Genomic DNA, 25,680 nt, shown 5'->3' with positions numbered 1-25,680 from the left:
CTTCATCTTTTTAAAAATACTCTCGCCGAAAGGCATAAAATCTAAGTGCGCTGGCTTCAACCGAACAGATCGCTTTGCCGCTTGGGCGCGGCCATCCCAAGATGCGTCCACGCCTTCTGCGCCAACATCCGCCCACGCGGAGTACGTTGGATCAGCCCCTGTTGCAGCAAATAGGGCTCAATCACTTCCTCAAGCGAGTCGCGGCTTTCGGACAGCGCGGCAGACAGGGTTTCAATCCCCACCGGGCCACCTGCATAGTTTTCGGCAATCAGCTTCAGATAACGCCGGTCCGCACCATCAAGGCCCAAATTATCGACGCCCAGACGGGTCAAGGCACCATCGGCTAGGTCCCGTGTGATCCGCCCGTCCCCTTCGACAATGGCGAAATCCACAACGCGTCTCAGCAATCGCCCGGCGATACGCGGCGTTCCGCGCGACCGGCGTGCGATTTCGCGCGCACCATCGTTATCCGCGGGCGCGCCCAGTTTCCGCGCGTTCCGGGTGACGATTTCGTGCAATTCATCGACCGTGTAGAACTGAAGCCGGGTCGGGATACCAAACCGGTCACGCAAGGGCGTTGTCAGCAGACCCATCCGCGTGGTGGCCCCCACCAGCGTGAATGGCTGCAATTCGATCCGAACGGTGCGCGCAGCAGGACCTTCACCAATAACAAGATCCAGCTCGAAATCTTCCATCGCCGGGTACAGCACTTCTTCCACCGCCGGGTTGAGCCTGTGAATCTCGTCGATGAACAACACGTCCCGCGATTCAAGATTGGTCAGGATCGCCGCCAGATCCCCCGCCTTGGCCAGAACCGGGCCCGAGGTCATGCGAAAGTTCACCCCCAACTCACGCGCCATGATCTGCGCGAGGGTCGTCTTACCCAACCCCGGAGGTCCGTGAAACAAGGTGTGGTCCATCGCCTCGCCGCGTTGCCGGGCAGACTGGATAAAGATGCGCAAGTTAGCGCGCGCCTCAGCCTGACCAATGAATTCATCCAGCCCCTGAGGACGCAAAGCGCGGTCATTGTCTTCCGGCAGGGGTTCCGGGCGCAGGGTGGGATCAGCTTCAACCATTCACTTACCCTTTCGGAGCCAACAGCCTGAGGGCCGCGCGGATCAGATCAGCCTCGTCCGCATCCGGCTGACTGGCAGCCGCTTCAGCCACGGCACCTGCCGCCTCGGACGGCCCATATCCAAGGTTGGCCAACGCCGACAACGCCCCGGCAGACGCGGCCGCTGCACCCGATGGCGGTTTCGAAACACGTCTCGGCGCGGGCGTAGTGTCATTCGGTTCAACAACCTCGAGTTCCGGCCCGTCCATCGCCTGAGCAATCGTGCCGCCCATGGCCATCACGCCAGGTGCCTTATCCTTGAGGTCCAACACGATCCGCTGGGCGGTTTTTGGCCCGACGCCCTTGGCCGCCTTGACCGCGCCCCAGTCCCCGAGGGCAATTGCGCGGCTGACACCGTCGGGCCCCAGTGCACTCAGGATCGCCAGCGACACCTTCGCGCCGACCCCCTGGACCGAGCACAGCAGGCGATGCCACTCTTTCTCGACAAGCGACAGAAACCCGTAAAGCTGCATAAGGTCTTCGCGGACGACCATGTCAGTGTAGATCGAGACCGCCTCACCCGCCCCCGGCAATGCCGCCAAGGTCCGGTCGGAACAATAGACAAGATAGCCGACGCCCCGAACATCGATCAGCACATGGTCCACCGCGCGGTAATCCAGCCGCCCTGTCAGTTTGCCGATCATGCCCGCACCTCTTTCACACGCGCCTGTTGCGTTTTCCCGTAATAGGCATGGCAGATCGCAATCGCCAGTGCATCCGCCGCGTCGGCCCCTTTCGGCAAACAGCCCGGCAATTGCAGTTTGACCATATGCAAAACCTGCTCTTTCTCGGCATGACCCACACCCACCACGGTCTTTTTCACCCGGTTGGGGGCATATTCCCCCACCGGCAGACCGGCCTGTGCCAGCGTCAGCAACGCCACGCCACGCGCCTGCCCAAGCTTGAGGGTTCCGGCCCCGTCCTTGTTCACGAATGTCTGTTCGATAGCAGCCTGATCGGGCCTGTGATCCGCAATCACTTCGACAATCTGATTGTGCAGCGACAGCAACCGCTCGCCCAGATCGTCGCCATCCGATTTGCATAATCCATTGGCCACATGGCTCAGGCGGCTGCCATTTGATTCGATGACGCCCCATCCCAGGGTTCTAAGCCCCGGATCGATGCCCAGAATTCGCATGTTTTGCCTCGGCCTGCTCGGGTTGTGTGATCTTTTTTCAACGCCTAGCACGAAGCGTGAACATTTTCCAAGCGAATTGACCCCAGGGCTGAAAACGACACGCGTGCTTCAGGCGCGACTTCGGGCGCGTTTTGCGACCCAGTGAAGTCTGAATTCGACACTTTCTCAAAGGCTTTTTCACCAATTGTTTAAGGGGATTACAACTTCGTGAAGCCTTGCAGAAAACGCATAGGACACATGCAAAAACTGAACTTGTGCGAACGAAATGACGGCACTAGATGCCCCGCAGATCGCAGAAATGCAATGTGAACACTAACCAGAAGGAAACAGGATATGGCTGCACTGGACACAACCCGCGTCGCTACCACTGGCTCGTTCGGCCTTGTTGGCCGTATCGGCGCATTTTTCGTATCGGCCGTTAACGCCGCAGTTGAATGGAATGACGCCCGCGTAACCCGCAACGCGCTGACCGGTCTGACCGACCGCGAACTGGATGATATCGGCCTGTGCCGCGGTGACATCGACACCATTGCCGAAGGTCGCCGCTAAGAACCGACCCCAACACTTATATGCCCCTTCCTCCTCCCTTGAGGGGCACACAAAAACACCGCGCACCGTAAGGGTACGCGGTGTTTTTTTAATCCGAGGGAGCGGATTAGTAGAAAACTTTGTTCAGCTGAGTGGCGAGGGCTTGCGACACAGGATCGATTTGCATCACCCAGGCACCGGCTTTTTCGACTGGTGTGCCTTCGTTCAGGCTGTCGATCCGATATTGATAGCCGGTGGGACTAAGGTGGGACAAAAGAAATGCTTTGAAGGCGAAGAAACCCACAAGCGTAAGCAACAGCACCTTTGCTGGCACCGCCGAGCTCACCCGCTGCGGCCTCATCACAACCAGCCCATCCTTGCGCATCGTCGCACGATAGCCACGGCTCATCTTTTGGTGTTTCTTGTTCAGGCGATTTACGCGCTGATTGAACTCCAGTTGTTTACCCGTCATGGCAGCCTCCAAAAACCGCCCCCCTCGACTTCATTCAGAAAACGGTAAAAAGAGATTGCGACAAAAACGTGGCAAAAACCTATAAAACTCCTGCAAATGGCCTAATTCGCGCCCTGTTTGGTTAAAATTAGGGTCGTCCACTCACCAATCTCGGCCCTATAGGCCTGATTGAACCCGTTTTGTGAATAAACGGAAACCACGTCATCGGCCTGTTCGTTAAGGATTCCCGACAGGATCGCATGCCCACCTGGGCGGAGATTCGCTGCCATTTCGGGTGACAAGGCCACCAAAGGCCCTTTGAGGATATTGGCAAAGATCAGATCGTAGGGTGCGTGTGCCTTGAGGTCGGGATGATCGAAACCTGCGGCTTCAACACACCGAACCGCGCCGGACATACCGTTTGCCTTCAGGTTGGCTTCGGCCACTTCAACGGCCACCTCGTCGATATCGCTGGCAATGAAATCACCATCCCATACCCGGGCTGCCGCCATGGCCAGAACGGCCGTGCCGCAACCGATATCCGCTACTTTCGAGGCACTGAATCCTTCATCCAACAACCGGTCCAGAGCTTTCAGACATCCCAGCGTGGTACCGTGATGCCCGGTGCCAAAGGCCATTGCCGCCTCGATCAGCAGTGGAATGCGACCGTCGGGCAGCTTGTCGGCATCGTGGCTACCATAGACAAAAAAGCGGCCCGCCTCAACCGGGGCAAGCTCGCGCCGCACATGGGCCACCCAATCGGTTTCAGGCAATTCCGACACAACAAAAGGTTTGGCTTCAAAGGCAACTGCCAGAACGGCCAGTGCGGCCTCGTCAGGGGCTTCGGTGAAATATCCACCCACTTCCCACAGGCCCGAACCGTCTTCGACCTCGAACACACCGACGCCGGTTGGTTCGGGCTCCAGACGCTCCATCGCTTCGCCCAGACCTTCGGCGGCTTTCTTACCTGTCAGCGTGGTCAGCGCAGTGAATGTGGGCATCCGGAACTCCTGTGTCAGTTGGCACTGCGCGTAGGACGGTGCGCCGCCGACGTCAAGCTTTGCGGCCTATTCCGCCGGGGCTGGCGCGTATTTGCTCAGGACGGTCTCATTGCCCGGTTCCGGGTGGCGTGGAACCAGCAGGGACAGCAGCAGAGAAACGACCGCCATCGCCGCCGCTAGGCCAAATACGGCGCCTGGCGACATGACCCAGAGCAAACCCAGCAACGCGGGCAAGAATACAGCGGCGATATGGTTGATCGTGAACGCGACTGCGGCAGTTGGCGCAATATCCGCCGGATCGGCGATTTTCTGAAAATAGGTTTTAAGTGCAAGCGCCAGCGCGAACAGAACATGGTCGATGACATAGAGTGTCGCCGCCAACAGCACGCCCCAGCCAAACCAGTAGATGCCACCATAGGCTGCGAACACGATTGCCAGACCGGTATATTCAAAGATCAACGTGCGCCGTTCGCCAAACCTGGCCACTGCTTTACCCAGCAACGGAGCAACCATCATGTTGATCATCAGGTTGATCAGATACAGGCTGGTCAGCTCATGCACTTCAAAGCCGAACTTCTCAACCATCATGAACCCGGCAAAGACGACAAAGATCTGTCGCCGCGCGCCCGCCATGAATTGAAGAGCGTAATACAGCCAGTATCGACGGCGCAGGATCAGTTTCTTGGTTTGCGGCGTGGGGGCATCGAATTGTGGGAAGGCGAACAGGCAAAACAGGGCCAGCAAAGCTGTTGCACCGCCAGCGGCCATGAAGACAAAGTTGTAGGACAGATCGAACCGCTCCCAAGTCAGAACGATCAGCCCGTACACCACCATCGTTGCTGCCGAGCCCATAGCGACCAGCCACCCCAATACCTGCGGTGCGCTATCCTTGGGAAGCCATTGCAGCTGAAGCGACTGGTTCACAGTCTCATAGTAGTGAAACCCGATTGAACTGAACAAGGTCACGAACAACAATCCGCCAAGGCTTGGGAACCACGCCGTCAAAGCCGTTGCGACCCCAAGCATCATCAGCGAGATCATGGCCAGCACCTGCTCGCGAATGAAAATGATGACGGCAATCACGCCGACCGCCAGAAAGCCCGGAATCTCGCGCACCGTGTGCAGCAGGCCGATATCGGCCCCGTCGAAATTCGCTGCCTCAATGACGAAGTTGTTCAACAGCGCGCTCCACGCGTTGAACGCGATGGGCATGGTCAAGGCCATCACGAACAGAAGCGTGACAGGGCGACGCCAGAACGGAAGGCTCTGCGCCTCGGCAAGGGGCATGGGTTTCAGCATGAGAGTCCTCTACGCCCATTTCACTGCTTTGGCGAGAGGGAAGCGGTCTGCGCACAATCACCCTGCACAGATGCAGAGGTCAGTAAAAACTTTGTGGGTCGATATCGACGGTCAGGCGAATATCACCCTTGAGACACAATGGGGCGATCCAGCGGGCAATGGCATCTTGAATCGGCGCCCCTTTCGGGGCTTTCACCAACAAGCGCACTCTGTGGCGGCCACGTATACGCGCAATGGGTGCAGGCGCGGGGCCAAAGACCTGAGCATCGATAGCGCGCAAGGGCGCATCGTTGCGGGCCATTGCATTGCCGATATCGAAAACCGGGCCGACCTCGGGCCCCGACAACACGATCCCGGCCATGCGACCATAGGGCGGCACACCGGCCGCTTGCCGACCGGCGGCCTCGGCCTTCCAAAAGCCCTCTTCGTCACCCGACAGAATCGCCCGGATCACCGGATGTTCCGGCTGAAAAGTCTGTAACAGCGCCTGCCCTGGTTTTTCAGCCCGACCGGCACGCCCCGCAACCTGTCGCATCAGCTGAAATGTTCGTTCAGCGGCCCTCAGGTCTGCGCCATGCAGACTGAGATCCGCGTCGATCACCCCCACCAATGTCAGCTTGGGAAAGTTGTGCCCCTTGGCCACCAATTGCGTTCCGATGACGATATCGGCGTCCCCTGCCGCAATCTCTTCGATCTTGGCCTTCAGTGCGCGGGCTGAGCCGAACAGATCAGAACTCAGCATGGCAATCCTGGCCTCGGGGAAGGTTGCTTCGGCCTCTTCGGCCAAACGCTCAATGCCCGGCCCCACCGGGGCCAGCTTGCCCTCGACCCCGCAGGAAGGGCAGATCTCGGGCATCGGCTTGGTCTCACCACATTGGTGGCACATCAGGCGCTTCAGGAACCTGTGTTCCACCATGCGCGCGTCGCAATGATCACAGGCGATCTGTTCCCCGCAGGCGCGGCACAGGGTAACCGGTGCATAGCCACGGCGGTTGATGAACAGCAGCGACTGTTCGCCTTTCTCGATCCGCTGCTGCACCGCTTGTCGCAAAGCCGGAGATATCCACGTTCCGGCCTGCATCTGTTCGGCCCGCATGTCGATGGGCTTCATCTCGGGCAACACCGCCGCGCCGAAACGCGATGTCAGGTCGATCCGATCATATTTACCTGCCTCAGCATTCGCCCAGCTTTCCAGCGAGGGGGTTGCGCTGGCCAGAATCACCCGCGCGCCGCAGATGGCCGACCGCAGGACCGCCATGTCGCGCGCGCTGTAATGCACCCCGTCTTCCTGTTTGTACGAGGTGTCGTGTTCCTCATCCACCACGACCAGCCCCAGATCGCGAAATGGCAGAAACAGGGCTGACCGCGCGCCAACAACCAGTTGAGCTTCCCCCTGCCCGACCATCCGCCAGACGCGCCTGCGTTCAGTCATGGTCGCGCCCGAATGCCACTCGGCAGGGCGCGCGCCAAACCGCGCCTCAACCCGCGTCAGGAACTCTGCGGTCAGCGCAATTTCCGGCAAAAGGACAAGTGCCTGCCGCCCCATGCGCAGCGCTTCGGCCACGGCCTCCAGATAGACTTCGGTCTTGCCGGAACCCGTCACGCCTTTCAGCAGCGTTGTGCCGTAATTCCCCGCCCGTTGCCCGGCGCGAAGCTGCGCAACCGCACTCGCCTGATCTTCGGTCAGGTCCTTTCCCGGCAAATCGGGATCAAGATGCGGATACGGCAGGTCGCGCGGGCTATCTTCTTCACGAACCGCGCCTTGCTTGACCAAGCCTTTGACAACGGACGAAGTTACCCCGGCCTGTTCTGCCAGTTCCTTTAACGTAAATGCCAACCCGCCATAGTCGCGCAACACGTCAAGTACACGGGTTCTGGCGTCGGTCATCCGGTCTGGCGAGGTGGTTCCCAAACGATAGATCTTGCGCATGGACGGTGGGTCACCCAGCCCCGGCGCGCGGGTCGCCAGTCGCAACATCGCGGGCATCGGCGTCAGGGTGTAGTCGGCAACCTTGCCGAGGAATGCCCGCATTTCCTTGCGCATGGGCGCAACTTCAAGCACACGGATCACCGACCGCGCCTTGTTCAGATCGAATCCACCCTGCCCCGGCCCCCAGACAACGCCCAACACCTTGCGCGGACCAAGCGGCACCTCGACAAACGCACCCAGAAAGCATCCTCCTTCCGGCGCTTTGTAATCCAACGTCCGGTCCAGCGGTTGCGTTGTCAGCACCGCAATCAGCTCTCCCTCGTCGAAAAATCCGTTAGCGCTCACAGCATATCCTTTGCAGGGGGTTCCAGCATGGCTCTCTTTGAGGTAAAGCCATCCGCGACCAAGGCCAACCCATCAAAGGACTGCCCTCATGAAATTTTTCGTAGACACTGCCGAGATCGACGCCATTGCTGAACTGAACGATCTGGGCATGGTGGACGGCGTGACCACCAACCCCTCGCTGATCCTGAAATCGGGCCGCGACATTCTGGAAGTGACAAAAGAGATCTGCGATCTGGTCGACGGTCCCGTTTCCGCCGAAGTTGTCGCCACCGAAGCTGACGACATGATCGCCGAGGGCCGCAAGCTGGCCAAGATTGCCCCGAATATCGCCGTGAAGGTTCCGTTGACATGGGCCGGTCTGAAAACCTGCAAGACGCTCAGCGACGAAGGGCAGATGGTCAACGTCACCCTGTGCTTTTCGACCAATCAGGCGATTCTGGCTGCAAAAGCAGGTGCGACCTTCATTTCGCCCTTCATCGGCCGTCTGGACGATATCAACCTGGATGGCATGGATCTGATCGCCGACATCCGTCAGGTCTATGACAATTACGGATTCGAAACCGAAATTCTGGCTGCTTCGATCCGCACCGTGAACCACGTCACCGAAAGTGCCCGCATTGGTGCGGACGTCATCACCGCGCCGCCAGCCGTAATCAAGAAACTGGCCGATCACCCGCTGACCGACAAAGGTCTGGAAACCTTTCTGGCAGACTGGGCCAAAACCGGTCAGAAAATCCTCTGATCTGGTGTGCAACCGCGCGGCGCTATCAGGCGCCGCGCCCGGCCCAACGGCCCAAAGCCTGATCTGTGATCAGGCGTGGCAGGCGGGAGCCTATCCGCCACAGCATCCGGGGAAATCCACTCTTGCGTGCATTTTTCCCAAGGCAAATCCGGTTCGGCATGCTATAACCCGCCCAACAAAAAAAGACCGGACAGGACATGAGCAGCAATCCCAAACTCGAGGATAATCTCCGCGCGGCAATTCTGGCCGAGCCCGACGTCGTTCTGGACGACAAGGACCTGATGCAAGCCCTTGTGGCCGCGAACGAACGCGCCCGGGGTGATAATGTGATCGATCTGCGCGGCATTGCCATGCAGCGGCTCGAGGCGCGGCTGGACCGGTTGGAAGATACCCACCGCTCGGTCATCGCTGCGGCCTATGAAAACCTTGCAGGCACCAATCAGGTACACCGCGCGATTTTGCGCTTGCTGGAACCCGTCGAATTCGAGGATTTCCTGCGTGCCCTTGGCGCCGATGTCGCAAATATCCTGCGGGTTGACCATATCACGCTGGTTCTGGAAACCACCGTGGCTCAGAACGATCCTGCCATCGACAGGCTTGGAGGCGTTCTGACGATCGCAGAGCCCGGCTTTATCAACCAATACCTGACCAATGGTCGCGGCGGCCCTGTCCGCGACGTGACCTTGCGCGAAACTCATCAGCCGAACCGACGTGTTTTCGGCGCGCTGGCGGATCAGTTGCGCTCGGAAGCCTGCCTGAAGCTGGACCTCGGTCCGGGTCGCCTGCCGGGCATGATCGTCATGGGGGCCCGTGATCCGCGGCATTTCACACCGCAACTCGGCACCGATCTTCTCACCTTCTTTTCCGGCGTATTCGAACGCTCGATGCGCCACTGGCTGTCGTGAACCTGATCTCACCTGCTTGCCGCGACGCGCTCCAGCACTGGCTGGACACTCTGGGCGCGCTGGCGGGGCGGTCCCAGAACACCCAGACCGCCTATCGCGGCGATGTCACCGAGTTTTTGTCTTTCATGACCCTTCATCACGGGGAACGACAAGGGTTGAAGGCGCTGGAACGGATCACCGTCTCGGACATGCGCGCCTGGATGGCGGATCAGCGCAGCGGGGATATCGGCGCGCGATCCCTTGCGCGCAAACTGTCCGCCGTCAAAAGCTTCTATCGTTGGCTGGCCGAGCGAGAGGGATTTGAACCCACCGCCGTTTTGTCGACCCGCGCGCCCAAATTCACCAAGAAACTGCCCCGCCCTCTGGCCGAAGACGCCGCGCGCGCCATGATTGACACTGTCGAGCTGCAATCTGTGTCCGACTGGGTTGCGGCCCGCGATGTTGCGGTTGTCACGCTGCTCTATGGATGTGGTCTGCGGATATCCGAAGCCTTGTCCCTGACCGGTGCAGACGCGCCCCTGCCCGAGACGTTGCGCATTGTCGGGAAGGGCGACAAGGAACGGATCGTTCCGGTTCTTCCAGCCGCCCGAGACGCGGTCGGCCGGTATCTGCAACTTTGCCCCCACCCGCAAGCGAAGAACGCCGCCCTGTTCCGGGGTGCCCGTGGCGGTCCGCTGAACCCGCGCGCGATTCAGGGCGTCATGGCTAAGGCACGGATGCAACTGGGGCTGCCATCAACCGCCACACCTCATGCCATGCGGCACAGCTTTGCCACCCATCTGCTGTCCGCCGGAGGAGATCTGCGGGCCATACAGGAACTGTTGGGGCACGCCTCATTGTCAACCACACAGACCTATACCGCAGTGGATACCGCGCGGCTTATGGAGGTCTACAACCGTGCGCACCCCAAGGCGTGACCGATACATCGAACAGAAACCTCGGGCTTTTGGTTTGCATCTCTGGCGTGCATCGGTCATGACCCTAACATGACACTCAGATTCAAAGCTCTTGCCGTACATCTCTTCACTGCCACAGGTGCTGTTTTCGCAATGCTGGCCATGCTGGCCGCCGTGGAAGAGAAATGGAGCCTAATGTACCTTTGGCTGGTTGTATCTTTCGTTGTTGATGGCATCGACGGTCCGCTGGCGCGGCACTATCACGTCAAAAAGAACGCGCCCGAGTTTGACGGTGTCTTGCTGGATCTGATCATCGATTATCTGACCTATGTGTTCATTCCAGCCTTTGCGCTGTTCAAATCCGGATTGATGGATGGGTGGACCGGCTGGTTCGCAATCATTGTCATCACCTTCGCCAGCGCGATGTATTTCGCGGACACTCGCATGAAAACCAAGGACAATTCCTTTTCCGGCTTTCCCGGATGCTGGAACATGTTCGTTGTCGTGATCTTCGCGCTTGAACCCAATTTCTGGATCATCCTGCTGCTGGTCACACTGCTGTCGCTTGCGATGTTTCTACCTTTGAAGTTCGTTCACCCCGTGCGCACCGAACGCTGGCGCAGTGTGACCTTGCCGGTCGCCCTTGCATGGACGTTCTTTGCGGGCTGGGCCGCATGGGTCGATTTTCATCCCGAAAGCTGGGCACACTGGGGTCTGGTCATCGCCAGCCTGTACCTGACATTTGCGGGTATCGCACAACAGGTCATTCCGCAGCGCCGTACCTGACACGAGCGCTGCCGGACCGGGTTTAAAGAACGTCCTGAACCTCAAATTCAGTACCGTTATGGGTAAAGACGTCACCCGCTCGCAGACCGGCCATGGCCAGATAGATCGGGCTTTGCGTCGAAATCCCCATATATGTATCTCCACCCACCTCGAACCGGGTCGTCGAAACACAGACGACAAAGCTGCGGTTGTTGAACCTGATCACCGATCCCGGCCTGACTGTATCGGTCACACCAAAATCGGTATTCTCGATCACATCGATCTTGGCATGATGCGCATGGACAGGCGCGTCAAACGCAGCCGCCAGATCGGCATTTTCGCGCGATGCGGCTATGTCATCCTTGTCGTGGCCTTCCCGGTCATCCAGTTGGGCATCCTTCAGAAACGCATCGTAATGGGCCTGCGCCGTTGCAAGTTCCTCCGCCTCAAGCGACATCAACCGGTCGATAATGGCCTTCTTCTGGGCTGCGCGATCTTTTTCGGTGCTCATTCAATGCGATCCTTCAAATTCAGCAACTGATATAAGTTGTGCTTCCCAGAACCGGATTGCAACCGAATTTCGAGGCTCAGATCAAAAGACCCGCCGCCCGTTCATGCCGTAGCAGTGCAACCTTTGTCTCGATCCCGCCGCACCCGGAAAACCCGCCCAGCCCATTGGCAGCCAGCACCCGGTGGCATGGAATAATAACGGGAATCGGGTTTGCTCCACAGGCCTGACCGACCGGTTGCGCCGGTTGTCCCAGCGCCTTGGCGATATCCCCGTAGGTGCGCGTTTCCCCAAGAGGAATGGCATACATAAGATCACAGACCTGCCTTTGAAACTGCGATCCATGGATGCGGTAGGGCAGATCGAAGCGGTCAAGCCGTCCAGCATCATAGGCCATCAACTGCGCCGCCGCCTCGCGCAGCAGAGCTGTTGGTTCGCCGTCGTCCTGACCGTCCCAGACCAGCCGCGTGAGGGCACCATCCGTTTCCTCGATCCCAAGTCTTCCGAACTGAGTATCAACTGCAATCATCGCCATGGGCTGACGGTTTCAGATCAATCCTCCAAGTTCAAGTGGCGAAGCCACGGGGGTCTGCGCGACGCGCGGATTTTGCGAAATGCCGCAATCATGTTAGCTTGGCTGCATTGTCAAAAAGAGATTTGGAGCATGAGATGGGTCGTCATTTGATCCTGACGGTTCACGGAATTGGCGAACAAATACCCGGTGAGACTGTCGATCAGGTTGTCGGGGCCGCGACAACCTGGCTGGATGGCAATCCCGAACCCCCGATTGAGGTTCAGCGCGGGATGATCGAACTGGCCGAAACAACCTTCGACGGCACGCCCCGAAGCGCAAAACTATTCCCGGTCAACCTGCGCAAGGTGACGAAACCGTCAGCACCGCAGGACGAGGCCATGTTTGCCGAGGTTTTCTGGGCCGACCGCTCGCCTGCCCCGAAGGGAGCCATTAAGACAGCATTGGACCTGATCTGGGTTGTTCTCGCGCTGGGTTATCTGGCCATGGACAATGCCGAACAAACGCATAGCCGCGCGGATGTGGCCGCGGACCAAGCCAACGGCAGGAACACTTTGGCCGCCCGGCTGGTTCACCTTTTTACCTGGGTTTTCTTCGGCGCAGTTGCGACCCTGAATGCCTATCTTCTGATCGGAGCGCTCGCCGTGATGGTTGATCGCGTTCCCGGGATCTTCTTTCAAAGCACGATCCTGCTGTTCTGGCTCTTGTTCACGCTTTACGCCGGAGGGGCCGCATACGGACTAAGGCGCAGTTTTACAGCCCCGACTTATCTGAGACGCGTATTCTGGCGCGGCATTTTCGGGATGGGGTTCTTGCTGCTGATCTGCCTGATCATTGGTCCGCTTGGTCTGGAAATCCGAGCCTGCACACCCTTGCAGGACAGCCCGGTTTGCCCTTCGGCGCTGGAGCAGTTTGTAGCTTTTCAGGTCTACCTGCTCGCGTTTTTCTGGGCTTCTCTAATCTTCATGACAATCATTTTGTACGTGCTTTCTGCGACCAGCCTTGATGAAAAGGTTCAGGCAGACAATCTGAAAGAACACAGGCGGCTGTACCCCAGCATATGTGCAGGCATGTTGGTGTTCTGGATGTTCTTCATTTCCGGGTTGTGGCTAATGCTGCGGGAAATGCTCGACACGATTCCGGGGCTGTCGGATGGAAAACTGACCGGTCTTTTTGACAATTTCCTCAGTGACTCCATCGAAACACTCAGTGTTGCCTTCGCGGCAATTGTCCTGCTTGCGTTTGTCGGTGTTGGCCTGTTTGCCGGTCGCAGAAGGCTGAAGGCGAACCTACATATCCGCGACGGGCTGATCAGCCGCGCCATCCTCAATCGTTTTGCACAATGGGTTTTTTTGTTCGGTGCAATCGTACTGGCGATGGTCACTATCCGAGAAATCGCGTTGAGCCAGCACGTCGATCCCCTGTGCCAAATCGGAACGGACAATTGCAACCTGATTGGCCGGGTTCTGAACAAACTGGCAAGCAAACAGGGCGAGATTGGCCTGATCGTCCTGGGTGCAACAGCATTGATGTACCGCTTTTCCGATTTCGTCGCAGCAGGGCTGGGTGTGGCACGGGACATCGTCACCTATGCCATTCGCGACAAGTGTTTACTGACAGCGGACCTGAAAACGAGGCTGCGCAATTATCCGGATCGCAAGGCGATTGATGAACGTTTTTATCGTACGCTGCATTATGTGGTGGATATCTTTGCCGCGGACCACATCACAGTGATCTCACATTCACAAGGCACGGTGATTGCCACGCAAATGCTGGCTGATCCACGCGTGAAAAAGCTTATCAATGGGCGCACCCTGACGCTGATTACAATGGGCTGTCCTGTGACCCATATCTATCAGCGCTATTTTCCCGAGATGTTCACAGTCGTTCCCAAAAACCTGAACGCCGCATGGTTCAACATCTTCAGGCAGGATGACTTTGTAGGGACCGAGATTGAAGGCGGGCTGATTTCCGCAAACCGCAACATTCCGGTCGAGCCCGGTGGTCACACCGGATATTTCACGGATTATCAGGTTTGGAAGGCCCTGAAGGACTCAGCCATAGGCTTTGACCTGTTTAATCCGACACCGCAATCCGCGCAGACGTGAAACGAAAAACGCCCCCTCGAAGGATCGAGAGGGCGGTTTCAATCAGCTTAGCGCCTCATCGCAGCGTCGGCAAACTCCGACATGGGCGTGGCGGCCCACGTCAGGAAGGATTTTCCAACAGCGCTGACATTTCTCGCCTTCTGCTTTTTCGAACACGACGGCCACGCCTTCGATTTCGGGCACACGGAACGCCTCGGCAGGGGCCGGGTCGCCGGTCACGGTCAGGCCCGAGGTGATGCACATGTCGTCCACGTCGAACGTGGCCAGCAGATCGCGGGTATCGCCATCATCGACATGCACGATCGGGGCCGCTTCGAGGCTTGAGCCGATCACCTTGTCCTGGCGCTGGATTTCCAGCGCGGCTGTCACGGCCCGGCGCACTCGGCGCACCTTTGCCATGTTGGCCTCAAGCTCGGCATCGCGCCAATCCGCAGGCGTTTCCGGGAAGTCGACCAAGTGGACCGAGCTATCGTCGCCCGGAAAGCGCCCCAGCCAGACCTCTTCCATGGTGAAAACCAGAACCGGTGCCAGCCACGTGGTCAGGCGATGGAACAGGATATCCAACACCGTCCGCGCAGCACGACGGCGCGGCGTGTCGCCGTCACAATAAAGAGCATCCTTGCGGACGTCGAAGTAGAAGGACGACAGGTCAACCGTGGCAAAGGTGAAGACCGCGCTGAATACGCCCTGGAAATCGAAGGACGCATAGCCCTTGCGAACCTGCTCATCCAGATCGGCCAGCCGGCTGAGCACCCAGCGCTCCAGACGCGGCATATCTTCGGGTGCAACGCGATCGGCCTCGGTGAAATCCGCCAGCGAGCCCAGCATAAACCGCATGGTGTTGCGCAGACGGCGATAGCTGTCGGCGGTGCCTTTCAGGATCTCCGGCCCGATCCGCTGGTCGGCCGTGTAGTCGGTCTGAGCCACCCAAAGGCGCAGGATATCGGCGCCGTACTGCTTGACGACCTCTTCCGGTACGATGGTGTTACCCAACGATTTGGACATCTTGTTGCCCTTGGCATCCAGCGTGAAGCCGTGGGTGACGACGTTGCGATATGGCGCACGGCCTTTGGTGCCGCAAGCCTGCAACATGGATGAATGGAACCACCCGCGATGCTGGTCGGTGCCTTCCATGTAGACGTCGGCGATGCCGTCCTCGGTCCCATCTTCGCGGTCGCGCAAAACAAAGGCGTGAGTGGATCCAGAATCGAACCACACATCCAGCACGTCAAACACCTGATCGTAGTCATCGGGGTTGGCGATGCCGTCGAGAATTTTCTCTTTGAACCCGTCGGTGTACCAGATATCCGCGCCGTCTTTCTCAAACGCCGCCTTGATGCGCGCGTTGAGCTCGGCGTTGCGCAGCAGGTAATCCGCGTCGGTTGGCAAGGCACCTTTCTTGGTGAAACAGGTCAGCGGCACGCCCCAGGCACGCTGGCGCGAGAGAACCCAGTCCGGGCGTGCTTCGATCATCGAATAGAGGCGGTTGCGCCCCGTCTGCGGCGTCCACTTCACCAGTTCGTCGATGGAGCGCAGCGCACGTTCGCGGATGGTGTCCCCCATCTCACCCATGCCGTCGTCCAGCTTGCGGTCAACGGATGCAAACCACTGCGGCGTGTTGCGATAGATGATCGGCGCCTTCGAGCGCCATGAATGCGGATAGCTGTGCTTGATCTTGCCGCGCGCCAGCAGCCCGCCGACCTCGGCCAGCTTGTCGATGACAACTTTGTTCGCGTCACCCTCACCACCCTTGCGGGACAGGATGTATTTGCCACCAAAGAACGGCAGATCGGTGCGGAACGAACCATCATCCATCACGTTATAGGTGATGACCTGCTCCAACATGCCTAAATCGCGGTAGAGTTCGAATTCCTCCATACCATGTGACGGCGCACAGTGGACGAAACCGGTGCCTTCGGTATCGGTCACGAAGTCAGCCGCGCGGAAGTCGCGGAGGTCGTCCCATTCGCCATTGCCGCCCTCGGCCCCGGCCAGCGGGTGGGTCAGTTGAACACCTTCAAGTTCATCGGTGGCGACACCGCGTACACGGGTCCACTGATCGTCGTTCAGACGGGCACGACCCAACACATCTGCGGCCATATTGTCAGCCAGCAGGAATCTGTCACCCACATTAGCCCAGCATTCCTCAGGCGCGCCGGTGACTTCGTACAGGCCGTAGGAGATGTCGTTGCCATACACGACCGCCTTGTTCGACGGCATGGTCCAGGGAGTGGTGGTCCAGATTACGACGAACGCATCATCCAGATCACCCGCGTTCATGACCTTGAACTTCACCCAGATGGTAAAGCTTTCCTTGTCGTGATACTCGACCTCGGCCTCGGCCAGCGCGGTTTTTTCGATGGGCGACCACATCACGGGTTTCGAGCCCTGATACAGCGTGCCGTTCATCAAGAATTTCATGAACTCGTCGGCGATCACGGCCTCGGCATGAAAGTCCATGGTGATGTAGGGATCAGGCCAGTTGCCGGTGATGCCCAGGCGCTTGAACTCTTCCCGCTGGATGTCGATCCAGCCTTCGGCGAACTTGCGGCATTCCTGACGGAAGTCGACGATGTTCACCTCGTCCTTGTTCTTGCCCTTCTTGCGGTACTGTTCTTCGATCTTCCATTCGATCGGCAGGCCGTGGCAGTCCCAACCGGGCACGTAACGCGCGTCAAAGCCCATCATCTGATGAGAGCGCACGATCATGTCCTTGATCGTCTTGTTCAGTGCGTGGCCGATATGCAGGTGGCCGTTCGCATAGGGGGGGCCGTCGTGCAGAGTAAAGGGTTTGCGCCCCGTTTTCTCGCGCAGGCGGTCATAGACACCGATGGTCTCCCACCGCTCCAGCCATGCGGGTTCGCGTGCAGGCAGGCCCGCGCGCATGGGAAAATCGGTTTTGGGCAGGTTCAGCGTGTCTTTATAGTCAGGCGTTTGGGTTGTGTCGGCGCACATTTTGAGCGTCCTTTGGATGATCTGGTCGTACTAGGATCGAAGCGGTCGGTGCGAATTCTCAAACACCTTTGCCCGGCGTCTCAGAGGGTCAGAGCGCCGGGGATATAATTCGAATAATGATGGCCGTCCGGTCATACATGGCCGCGCTTATAAGACGCCTGCCTTCAATGGTCCAGAGGTTCCGGCCCATGCGGCGAATGGCGCAGCTTGGCCCAGCGATTCAACCATGCCAGACCGGCCAGCCCAAGCCCCAGCGCCAGCAGTGAGAACACGCGGATCAGCCCGCCCAGACCAGCAATATCGATCAGAAAGACCTTGGCCACAGCCAGCCCTATCACCACCAGCCCCGCCTTGCGCATCGCATCCGAACCACGTGCCAGAGATTGGTAGAACAGCGCCGCCCCGACCAGCAGCAGAACAAGGGTATATGTATAAAGCTCGGGCTGCGTGACGCCGTTGCCTTCAAACATGCCTGCTGCGCCCTGCCAGACATGGCGGATGGTCAACCCGAACCACACGGCAACCAACGCACCCGCAATGGCATAGCTTGCCAGCCTGATCTGCTTTGGCATGTCCATGATCCGCCATGCCGAGAATCCGATGGTCAGTGCAGGCACCAGATAGGCAAGGACAAGGGTGTTCAGAACCGGTGGGCCAAGCACCGGGTCGGTGTCGGGGTTCAGAAGCGGGTTTTGGTCGGTCAAAGCCAGGGTCAGTCGGAACACGCCATGACCGGCAAAGAACGCCGCCAACACGTACCGCGCATAATTCAGCTTGCCACCCAGCCCAAACCTCTGAACCTGAGCGAAGGCCAGCAGCAGCCAGATGACCGCCAGCAGGCCCAGACCCCAATGGCTGTTGTCGGCCCCGCCTTCACCGAAACCTTCAAGCCACCGCAGTAGCAACAGGGACAGCAGAATGCCGCCCGTCGCCCATGCCGCGCTTTCCAGCAACAGTGCTGCAACCGGCCGCTGCAAGGGACGCAACAGCCACCAGCCAGCCACGAAACCCAACGTGGCCGCACCATAGACCATCGCCATTTCGGGCACCGGGACCGCATTGGCCCAGTCCAGACCCGGGTCAAGCACCAAGCGCACCGTGACGGTAAAGACACCGGCCCAGATAAACCAACTCATCTGCGGCAAAGTGAACCTGCGATCCAAGGCTGCTGCTGCGACGACACTGGCCACCAGCGCAATCGTCAGCGCGGCCGAACTGAGCACGATGACGCAAGCAAAGACCAGACAGGACAGCGCCGATAACGTGGCCAGAGCAGCCCGCATCCGGTCATCGCCATCGGCGCGACCAAAACGCCCGGCCAGAACCACCATCAGAACTGCCAGGACAATCGCGTGCAGGGCCCAAGCGTACGCACCGATAACCGTGGCAGGATGCCAGCCCATTTCCAAAGCGATAGCCAGCGCGGGTGCAAAAACTACAGCGCCCCCGGCCCAGCTTGCACGATACTGGTTTGCCCTGAATGACCGCAATGCCATCAAAATTGACATAAACGCGCCCAAAGCAACCAGCGCGGTGGCTGCCATCGGAAAGTCGGCCTCGGGCGTCTCGGCATAAGTGTCAGCGAAGCTGCGCAGAACTGCGCCGTATTCCAGGCCGTGAGAGGCAACAAAAAACACAAGGCCCGTCGCAGGCAGGACGGACAGATCCTGAAGGGCCGGCGCATCCTTGGCCCACAATAGCAGCGCCAGAAGCAGGGCGGACAGCAGGCAGACACCCAACCAGAATTCAGCCGCTGAGTCTGCCCAATGCCAGGACAGGATTGCTGTGCTGGCCGCAATCGCTCCGGCTGCGAGCCGAGTTGGAAACTCGGGCCATGGGCGGGTTCCGGGGGTGCGGATCACCTGAGACATCATGCACCCTGCATGATCGGGCCAAACGCGCCGTACCGGAATGGCCGTTGCCAGCAGTGCCAGCACTGTTGTCGCGACCAGATATCCCGGTTCCGTATTCGGAGCGCCACTTATCAAAAGCAGGTTTGCCGCATAAACCCCGACCAACGTCAGAACCGAAATCCACGCCCAACGCCGCACCGTGTCGATACCCAGCCCCAAAACGGCAACCAAAAGAAAATAGGCATAGAGCCACGAGGGATCGTCAGATGCGCCTCCAACCAGAAAGGGTGCAGCAAAAGCTCCGATCAGTCCAACCGCAGCCAACAGCGGGCCGTGGAACCACCCCAGAACAAGACCAACAAGCGCGACAACGACCATCCCTGCCAATGCCGTCTCGGCCCCGATCAAGCCATAGAGCTGCCGCGCAGACAGGATTGCCCCAAACAAGGTGACGAGGCCGGCCCCCGAAAAGACCGATGGCAAATAGGCAGTGGCCACCGCTTCGTCATCCCCGAACCTGCGGCGCAGAACCTCGCCCCCGACAATCAAAGCCGAGCCGAAACCAAGCGCGGCGAAAACGCGGGCCGTCGGAGGTAACAATCCATTCTCAACGCCATATTGCACGAGGAAAATACCGGCCAATGCCAGCGACAGGGCCGAGACCGCGTAAAACCAGTTCTCACGCAGCCACGCGCCCAGCGCAGCAAACCTGTCATGGCGAAATACAATTGCAGGCGTAGCGGCGTCGGTGTCTACATCTTCGGCGCTTTCGTCTTCCTGTCGCTTTGGCGCGGCCCACGGCCCCAGGCTGTGAACCTGTTCCTCTGCCACAGGTTGCGGTGCAGGTGCATCCTGTTCCGGTTGCAGCGACGCCGGTGCATCACCCGACACCAACGCATTGATCTGCCCTTCCAGTTGTTCGACCCGGCGACGCAATCGGGAATGCCCGACCAGAAGTGCAATCAAGGTCACCGGGATGGCCAGAACAACCAGGCCAATAAGAACAAGCAGCGTTTCCAACCGAGTCTCTCCGATCCGTAATTTCGGCCAAGCTATCTTGTGCTGTCGGTCAGCAACAGTCAGGAAAGCCGTGACAAATCTAAAGTACCGAAATCGCCGGACGGGCGATCATCAGCCAAAGGATGGTCAAAACCGCCAGAAATGCCGGAACCCCGCAAGCAAACCAGAACCGAAACAAGCGGTAATACACCGGTGGCAGTTGCGTTCCCCGCTCTGCCGCCGTGCGCGCGTGGTCGCGCAACCGGATTTGAACCCAAACCACCGGCAACCAGAACAAGCCCGTCAAAACATAAAGCACCAGAGTCAACACGATCCAACCTTCACCCAAAGACCACCCGATCTGCCAGGCAAGCAGAGCTCCGGTCACTGGTTGCAGGATGACAGCGGTCGTGGTGAACAGAAGGTCGGCCAGTACCACGATACCCGCCGTATGGGCGATGACGCGCGGGTCGTTTGTCCGGTGCGCCATCAGCATGAAAAAGGCGATCCCTGCCCCTGTTCCCAGCAGCACACATGCACCTATGACGTGCAGCCATCGCAAGATCAGTTCAGGGTCCATCATCGGCTCTCAAACAAGGGCAACGCCACAAGCGACAGGATCATCGCGGGCAGGATTTTCACCAACGGCCCCAGCGGATCTAACCACAATTCCGGCATCGTGACCGAAGCGGCAATCAGGTAGAATATGGCTACTGTCAACTGCGCCACACAGGCCCGCGCCGCCCATCGGCGCCACAGGATGGCCAGACCAAGTGCAATGTCGATCAGGGACCAGAACACAACGCTGGTCACCGCCAAGGCGGATGACCACCCCGCTTCGACCAGCATACCAGAAGCCGTGGACAAACTCGCCAGCCCAAACAGGCCCGACAGCAACCAGAACAGGCTGAGTGTTGCAACGATCAGCGGCATCAATAGCGCCATCCGCGCGGTCAACCGATGCTCGCGCGTGCAAGGCAGCATGGCGTAGACCTCAGGCATGGATGCAATTCCGTGCCCGGCCACTGCACGATAAGGGCCGGGATCGCCGATCACGCCATCCGCCATGACCGTCATCGCCGTGCTGCGCAGCGGAGACCGCCAACCCAACAAGGCCAAACAGTCGGCAATGGTCGCAACGGCTTTTGTCAGGACAGGCGGCAAGATTACATGAAAGCGCACGGCAGGAAACCCAAGCCACTGCCGCGTGCAGCGTACCACGTCTGACAAACTATGCGGGGTATCCTCGACCAGATCGTAATTACCCTGCGGTAGGCGACTGGCAACGGCAGCAATCACCACGTCACACAGATCGGGCATCCCGATGCATTGAACGGGTGTATCGGGGTAAGCCAGCGGTTGAACAAAAGGAACAGACGCCAGCATTCGCAGCAACGCCGTTCCCCCATAATCCGTTTGCCCGATAACAAGCCCCGGCTTTAGGATCCAAAGTGTTACGCCCGATGCGCGCAAAGCGGCATCTCCGCGTGCCTTGCTGCGCAGGAAATGCGTGCTGGCGTCCGGCTCTGCTCCGATGGCCGAAATCTGAACAACGCTTATGCCACCTGCCGCGCAGGCCCCTGCAAGGGCTGCGACCGCCATATGGTGCACCGCTTCAAGGTTGTCCTGCGCGTTATCCTGCAAAGCCCCTGCGCAATTCACCACGACATCGACGTCTGCCAGCAGGTCCTGCCAATCGTCCTTGTGCAACAGATCGCGCATATCGCCCTGTTTCAGAAAAACCCCCGGCAGGACCTTTGCCCCTTGGGCAAGATTGCGCCCCATGCCCTGAACTGTGGCACCCGCGGCCGACAATGCCCGCGTGACGGCGGTGCCGATGAACCCATAAGCACCCAGAACCAATACGTTCTTTCCAGAAAGCTCGTGATCTGCCATCGGCCTTTGCACCTGTTTTGCGCCACTCTACCTATCCGGGAAGTTTTGACCAGTCGCGACCACCGTGCTGCGACATTTATGGATGGAACAGAGACCCGACGAGATACGCGATCAGTGCCGCCAGACCACCGATCAACAGCGTTTCGATACCTGACCGCCACCAGGGCGCCAACGACCACCGGCTTTTGAACGCACCAATCGCAAAGAAGACCCCCATCGTCATCCAGACCGACATCTCAAAAGCGTTCTCCACCGACGCCAAAAACGGCAACAGCGGGATCATTCCGGCCACAAGGAACGCGAAAAACGTGGCCAACGCGGCTTTCATCGGATGCGGGTCGACACTGCCCAGCCCATATTCACCCTCGATCATCAGGTTGACCCAATGTTCGTGGCTCGACGTGATCGCGGCGGTGGCTTCGTTCAGAATTTCCCCTGACAACCCTTTTTGCGACAGAATTTCACGGACCTCCTCGCGCTCGCCGTCGGGGTAGAGTGCGATGTGGCGTTCCTCGATCGCCCGAATGCGCCGTATGTTGTCCAGTTCGGCCTTAGTCCCCGAGTAATTGCCTGCGGCCATTGAAAACCCGTCCGCCAGAACGTTTGCCAAACCAAGTGCCACGATAACAAACGGGGATAGGCCCGCGCCCGCGACACCGGCGACAATGGCAAACGTGGTGACGGAACCATCAATGCCGCCATACACAACGTCGCGCAACACACCGCGCCCGGGCGGAGCGTTGATCCGGTCGGCAATTTCCTGCGGACTGTGACCGTGGTCCGTCATGGTTTGCTCCTATTTTTCACAGGTAGAGTGCAGAAGGGTGTGGTCCGACGCTTTGCTCTGGATCAACCCTTGGAGAACAGACCCTGCAAGGCGCGTTTAATGATGCCTCGCGTGGAAGGTTTGTGGCGTTTTGAGAACGGTAAGGGGCGGCAGACCTCCATCGCGGCCACGCCCACTCGGGCGCTGAGCGCACCGTTGACCAGACCTTCTCCGAACCGTCGGGACAATTTGCTGAGAACGGACCCGCCCAGAACAGGTTCCAGCAGATCGTCACCAACGGCCACCGCCCCAGTTGCGACCAGATGCACAAAGACGGCACGGGTCAGACGCCAGCTTCCCAGCGTGCCAGCCCGCCCCCCGTAGATTTCCGCGACGCGGCGGATCATCCGTAGGGACGCGGCCAGAGCCGTTACAACATCCGCCAGTGCCAGAGGGACCAGGGCGGTCACGGTGGCAACCTGCCGTGCTGCGGCCTCAACCTCACGGCTGGCAGCGGCGTCGAGCGGGGCCAACAATTCATCCTCGGCAAGGTTTAAAAGCGCCTCGGCATCGAACTGTTCCCCCATACGCTCGGACAACCGCTCGCGACCCCAGCGGGTATCCTCGCGCCCTTTGTAGAATGCAATGATGCGATGTGTGACCGCACGCGCCTGAGCCAGGTCTTCATCAGCCAATGCAATATCCGCTGCACGGCGCATCCCATCAACACGGGACAACCGCCCCAAAGCCGCGAGCTCGCGTAGCGCGATGATCACCACCACCAGAACCAATGCAGCCAACAATCCGGCAACGATCCAACCCAGAACGGGCATCCGCGTCACCAGAGAGGTTGCAAAATCCCAGGCGGCCACCGATATGGCGGCCCCGACCACCGAAAGCGCAAGCCCCCAGAACCAGCGCGCAAGGACTGAGGGTTTGCTGGCCGCCAGCCGGGCCGCGCTTTGCATCGCCTGCCCCTGAGGTGGCACAGTATCCGGCACCGGTTTTGCCTGCGCGACATCAGCAGCGGGTTCATCATCGTCAAGATCGATCAAAACCGGACCTTTAGCCATTTGTCGTATCCCTGCTGTGCCAGACAAACCTTATGTCCGGCAGGTTTTCATCGTTTTCTGCCCCATCGCTGCGCGCCACCTCGGCAAAGCCGTTTCGCTCATAGAACCGACAGGCACGGGAATTATCCTGAAACGCGTACAAGCCCAGCCGCCGCTGGCTTGATTTCGCGTGATCCAGCAATTGCTGGCCGATCCCCTGCCCCCGAGCTTGTGCATCCAGATAAAGTGAATGGATTTCACCCCCATTCAGCGCCAGAAACCCGACCACGCCTGTCTCAGCCTCGGCCACAGTGACCCAGTCCTGATCAATCATCCGGCCGCAAAAGGCGATGGTTTCAGCACAGCTGTGCAATTTGGGCATCCAGTCGTTTTCCAAAGCGAAATCGTGCAGGATCGTACCGATTGTACCGGCATCTGTGGTGCGTGCGGGGCGCAGTGTCGTGATCACAATCTGTCTCCGATCAGGAACTGCGCCGCACGATCCAGTCGAATATGCGGGGGGCCGTCACCAGGTTTCAAGGTTAGTTTTGCCGGGGCAAAGGCCATGAACCCATAGTCTTCGTTCAACCAACTCTCCGCCCCTTTTCGCGCCGGACCCAACAGATGCGCCGGATTCTCGGGCAATTCTCCGGGATAAAAAGCGGCCTGTTTGCCGCTGCCTAACAAAGTACCACGCACGCATGGCAGGTCGGTTCCGTCATGGCTGCGTATCTCTTCGGTCGTTGCACGTAACGAGGCCAGAGACAGGGCCGCAGTCCGGGCCCCAGCGAAATTCGCACGATCGCGTGCCTCGCGCGTCAAAGCCTCGATAATTGCGGTCAGGCGGGGATGCTGCGTGTGGTGCAGGTGGTCCGCTTTTGTCGCAGCAAACAGGATGCGTTCGACCTTTTTACCCAGCAAAAGCTGGCTCAGCCATGCGTTCCGGCCCGGACGAAAAGCCGACAGGATATCCGCCATCGCGCGGCGCATATCTTCAACGGCCTGAGGACCCTTGTGAATTGCGCCCAGCGCGTCAACCAGAACCACCTGCCGGTCAATCCGCGAGAAGTGATCCCGAAAAAACGGTTTCACGACCTGAGACTTATAAGCTTCGAACCGCCGTTCCATCTCGCGCTGAAGGGTCCTGCGCCGCGACGGGCCAGTGATTGCCAACGGTGCAAAGGTCAGAACCGGAGACCCCGCCAGATCGCCCGGCAACAGGAACCGTCCTGGAGTACAGTCATAAAACCCGGCATCGCGCGCTGCGTTGAGATAGGCGGTGAACGACGCGGCCAGAGCTTGTGCGGCAAGTTCATCGTGCCCTGCCGACGGGTCTGTATTTTGGACCAGCGCCAGATACGCGGCAGCCTCCGCACGGGTCTCGATCCGTGCCAGAGTTTCCTGAGACCAGTCTGCGTAAGATTTGTCCAGCAAGGCCAGATCCAGCAGCCATTCGCCGGGGTAATCGACGATATCCAAATGGACCGTGCGCGGCCCTTGCAACCCAGCAAGCAGCCCGGCGGGACGGGCCTTGAAGGACAAACGCAACTCAGACACCGCACGCGTGCTGTCTGGCCAGTGCGGTGTCGGTCCCGTCAGGGCAGACAGGTGCGATTCATAATCGAACCGGGGGACGGTGTCATCCGGTTGGGGTTGCAGAAAGGCGGCATTGATCCGCCCTTCCTGCTGCGCAACCAGCCCGGTCATACGGCCCCGATCCAGCAGATTGGCAACCAACGAAGTGATGAATACTGTTTTACCGGACCGCGCCAGCCCGGTGACACCCAAACGGATGACCGGCTCGAAAAATGTCTCGGACACGCTGTCGCCGATACTTTCGACGCCACGTGCAAGACTGTCTGCCAGTGAAGAGATCACCAATCCGCCGCCCCGCAAT

At 59.2% G+C, this 25,680-nt stretch carries 23 protein-coding genes; 6 read left to right on the top strand and 17 right to left on the bottom strand.

Features of this window, described 5'->3' with window-relative positions:
- Window positions 1–56 precede the first annotated feature (56 nt).
- From ruvB to ruvC, 3 genes are read right to left on the bottom strand one after another with little or no spacing between them, the layout of a single operon-like run.
- Window positions 57–1,076, bottom strand: coding sequence for a Holliday junction branch migration DNA helicase RuvB (gene ruvB, locus ACR0CE_RS12835; RefSeq protein ID WP_209505511.1), 1,020 nt, complete (start codon window positions 1,074–1,076; stop codon window positions 57–59).
- Between the two features lie 4 nt (window positions 1,077–1,080).
- Window positions 1,081–1,758 carry a Holliday junction branch migration protein RuvA gene (gene ruvA / locus ACR0CE_RS12830; protein WP_480488202.1) on the bottom strand — a complete coding sequence of 226 codons (678 nt, stop codon included), beginning with the start codon at window positions 1,756–1,758 and terminating at the stop codon, window positions 1,081–1,083.
- Window positions 1,755–2,252 (bottom strand): crossover junction endodeoxyribonuclease RuvC, encoded by a 498-nt coding sequence (gene ruvC / locus ACR0CE_RS12825; protein ID WP_209598197.1) that lies wholly within the window; start codon window positions 2,250–2,252, stop codon window positions 1,755–1,757. The genes ruvA and ruvC overlap by 4 nt, the downstream gene beginning before the upstream one ends.
- Window positions 2,253–2,585: 333 nt before the next feature.
- Between ruvC and ACR0CE_RS12820 the strand changes: the two genes are divergently transcribed.
- On the top strand, window positions 2,586–2,801 hold the full coding sequence (locus tag ACR0CE_RS12820) for a DUF1127 domain-containing protein (RefSeq protein WP_209505505.1): 216 nt from the start codon (window positions 2,586–2,588) through the stop codon (window positions 2,799–2,801).
- 106 nt (window positions 2,802–2,907) lie between these two features.
- Here the strand turns inward: ACR0CE_RS12820 and ACR0CE_RS12815 are convergent, their stop codons facing one another.
- From ACR0CE_RS12815 to ACR0CE_RS12800, 4 genes are all read right to left on the bottom strand, one after another.
- A complete protein-coding gene (locus ACR0CE_RS12815) occupies window positions 2,908–3,264 on the bottom strand; it encodes a hypothetical protein (protein WP_480473739.1) in 357 nt (118 codons plus the stop codon).
- A gap of 89 nt (window positions 3,265–3,353) precedes the next feature.
- Window positions 3,354–4,232 carry a 50S ribosomal protein L11 methyltransferase gene (locus tag ACR0CE_RS12810; RefSeq protein ID WP_480473740.1) on the bottom strand — a complete coding sequence of 293 codons (879 nt, stop codon included), beginning with the start codon at window positions 4,230–4,232 and terminating at the stop codon, window positions 3,354–3,356.
- Between the two features lie 66 nt (window positions 4,233–4,298).
- Window positions 4,299–5,531 (bottom strand): MFS transporter, encoded by a 1,233-nt coding sequence (locus tag ACR0CE_RS12805; protein WP_480832768.1) that lies wholly within the window; start codon window positions 5,529–5,531, stop codon window positions 4,299–4,301.
- 79 nt (window positions 5,532–5,610) lie between these two features.
- Complete coding sequence (locus ACR0CE_RS12800; RefSeq protein ID WP_480832766.1) at window positions 5,611–7,806, bottom strand: primosomal protein N'; 2,196 nt, start codon at window positions 7,804–7,806, stop codon at window positions 5,611–5,613.
- Between the two features lie 88 nt (window positions 7,807–7,894).
- Between ACR0CE_RS12800 and fsa the strand changes: the two genes are divergently transcribed.
- The 4 genes from fsa to ACR0CE_RS12780 all read left to right on the top strand — a co-directional run bounded on the left by fsa (window position 7,895) and on the right by ACR0CE_RS12780 (window position 11,135).
- Window positions 7,895–8,548 (top strand): fructose-6-phosphate aldolase, encoded by a 654-nt coding sequence (gene fsa, locus ACR0CE_RS12795; RefSeq protein ID WP_209505487.1) that lies wholly within the window; start codon window positions 7,895–7,897, stop codon window positions 8,546–8,548.
- Window positions 8,549–8,745: 197 nt separating this feature from the next.
- A complete protein-coding gene (locus ACR0CE_RS12790) occupies window positions 8,746–9,453 on the top strand; it encodes a DUF484 family protein (protein ID WP_480483979.1) in 708 nt (235 codons plus the stop codon).
- Window positions 9,450–10,370 carry a tyrosine recombinase XerC gene (locus ACR0CE_RS12785; protein WP_480832764.1) on the top strand — a complete coding sequence of 307 codons (921 nt, stop codon included), beginning with the start codon at window positions 9,450–9,452 and terminating at the stop codon, window positions 10,368–10,370. Before ACR0CE_RS12790 ends, ACR0CE_RS12785 begins: the two co-directional genes overlap by 4 nt.
- 69 nt (window positions 10,371–10,439) lie before the next feature.
- Window positions 10,440–11,135 (top strand): CDP-alcohol phosphatidyltransferase family protein, encoded by a 696-nt coding sequence (locus tag ACR0CE_RS12780; protein WP_480518798.1) that lies wholly within the window; start codon window positions 10,440–10,442, stop codon window positions 11,133–11,135.
- Between the two features lie 22 nt (window positions 11,136–11,157).
- On the opposite strand, the gene ACR0CE_RS12775 is transcribed toward ACR0CE_RS12780, so the two are convergent.
- Both ACR0CE_RS12775 and ACR0CE_RS12770 read right to left on the bottom strand, forming a co-directional pair.
- Window positions 11,158–11,625 carry a hypothetical protein gene (locus tag ACR0CE_RS12775; RefSeq protein ID WP_480832761.1) on the bottom strand — a complete coding sequence of 156 codons (468 nt, stop codon included), beginning with the start codon at window positions 11,623–11,625 and terminating at the stop codon, window positions 11,158–11,160.
- A gap of 76 nt (window positions 11,626–11,701) precedes the next feature.
- Entirely contained in the window at window positions 11,702–12,157 is a 456-nt protein-coding gene (locus ACR0CE_RS12770; RefSeq protein ID WP_480586086.1) for a methylated-DNA--[protein]-cysteine S-methyltransferase, read from the bottom strand.
- A 134-nt stretch (window positions 12,158–12,291) separates the two neighbouring features.
- On the opposite strand from ACR0CE_RS12770, the gene ACR0CE_RS12765 reads away from it, so the two are divergent.
- Window positions 12,292–14,262: a hypothetical protein gene (locus ACR0CE_RS12765; RefSeq protein WP_480832759.1), complete on the top strand. Its 1,971-nt coding sequence runs from the start codon at window positions 12,292–12,294 to the stop codon at window positions 14,260–14,262.
- Between the two features lie 42 nt (window positions 14,263–14,304).
- Here the strand turns inward: ACR0CE_RS12765 and ileS are convergent, their stop codons facing one another.
- The 8 genes from ileS to ACR0CE_RS12725 form a co-directional block, all read right to left on the bottom strand.
- Window positions 14,305–17,217: an isoleucine--tRNA ligase gene (ileS, locus tag ACR0CE_RS12760; RefSeq protein WP_480832757.1), complete on the bottom strand. Its 2,913-nt coding sequence runs from the start codon at window positions 17,215–17,217 to the stop codon at window positions 14,305–14,307.
- Between the two features lie 164 nt (window positions 17,218–17,381).
- Window positions 17,382–20,090, bottom strand: a complete 2,709-nt coding sequence (locus ACR0CE_RS12755) for a DUF2339 domain-containing protein (RefSeq protein WP_480832755.1) — start codon at window positions 20,088–20,090, stop codon at window positions 17,382–17,384.
- Window positions 20,091–20,169: 79 nt separating this feature from the next.
- Window positions 20,170–20,649 (bottom strand): DUF2269 family protein, encoded by a 480-nt coding sequence (locus ACR0CE_RS12750; protein ID WP_480832789.1) that lies wholly within the window; start codon window positions 20,647–20,649, stop codon window positions 20,170–20,172.
- Window positions 20,649–21,965, bottom strand: coding sequence for an SDR family oxidoreductase (locus ACR0CE_RS12745; protein ID WP_480832753.1), 1,317 nt, complete (start codon window positions 21,963–21,965; stop codon window positions 20,649–20,651). Before ACR0CE_RS12745 ends, ACR0CE_RS12750 begins: the two co-directional genes overlap by 1 nt.
- A 76-nt stretch (window positions 21,966–22,041) precedes the next feature.
- A complete protein-coding gene (locus ACR0CE_RS12740) occupies window positions 22,042–22,752 on the bottom strand; it encodes a VIT1/CCC1 transporter family protein (RefSeq protein WP_267367744.1) in 711 nt (236 codons plus the stop codon).
- A gap of 62 nt (window positions 22,753–22,814) precedes the next feature.
- Window positions 22,815–23,804, bottom strand: a complete 990-nt coding sequence (locus ACR0CE_RS12735) for a YcjF family protein (protein WP_480832752.1) — start codon at window positions 23,802–23,804, stop codon at window positions 22,815–22,817.
- The gene (locus ACR0CE_RS12730) at window positions 23,797–24,252 is read right to left on the bottom strand and encodes an N-acetyltransferase family protein (protein WP_480832751.1); all 456 of its coding nucleotides are present in this window, start codon (window positions 24,250–24,252) and stop codon (window positions 23,797–23,799) included. The genes ACR0CE_RS12735 and ACR0CE_RS12730 overlap by 8 nt, the downstream gene beginning before the upstream one ends.
- Window positions 24,249–25,664: a YcjX family GTP-binding protein gene (locus ACR0CE_RS12725; protein WP_480832787.1), complete on the bottom strand. Its 1,416-nt coding sequence runs from the start codon at window positions 25,662–25,664 to the stop codon at window positions 24,249–24,251. Before ACR0CE_RS12725 ends, ACR0CE_RS12730 begins: the two co-directional genes overlap by 4 nt.
- Between the last annotated feature and the right edge of the window lie 16 nt (window positions 25,665–25,680).

This window comes from Ruegeria sp. L11, assembly GCF_056531755.1.
Note: the sequence above shows the minus strand (reverse complement) of the source record. Positions and strands in the feature narration are given on the sequence as shown.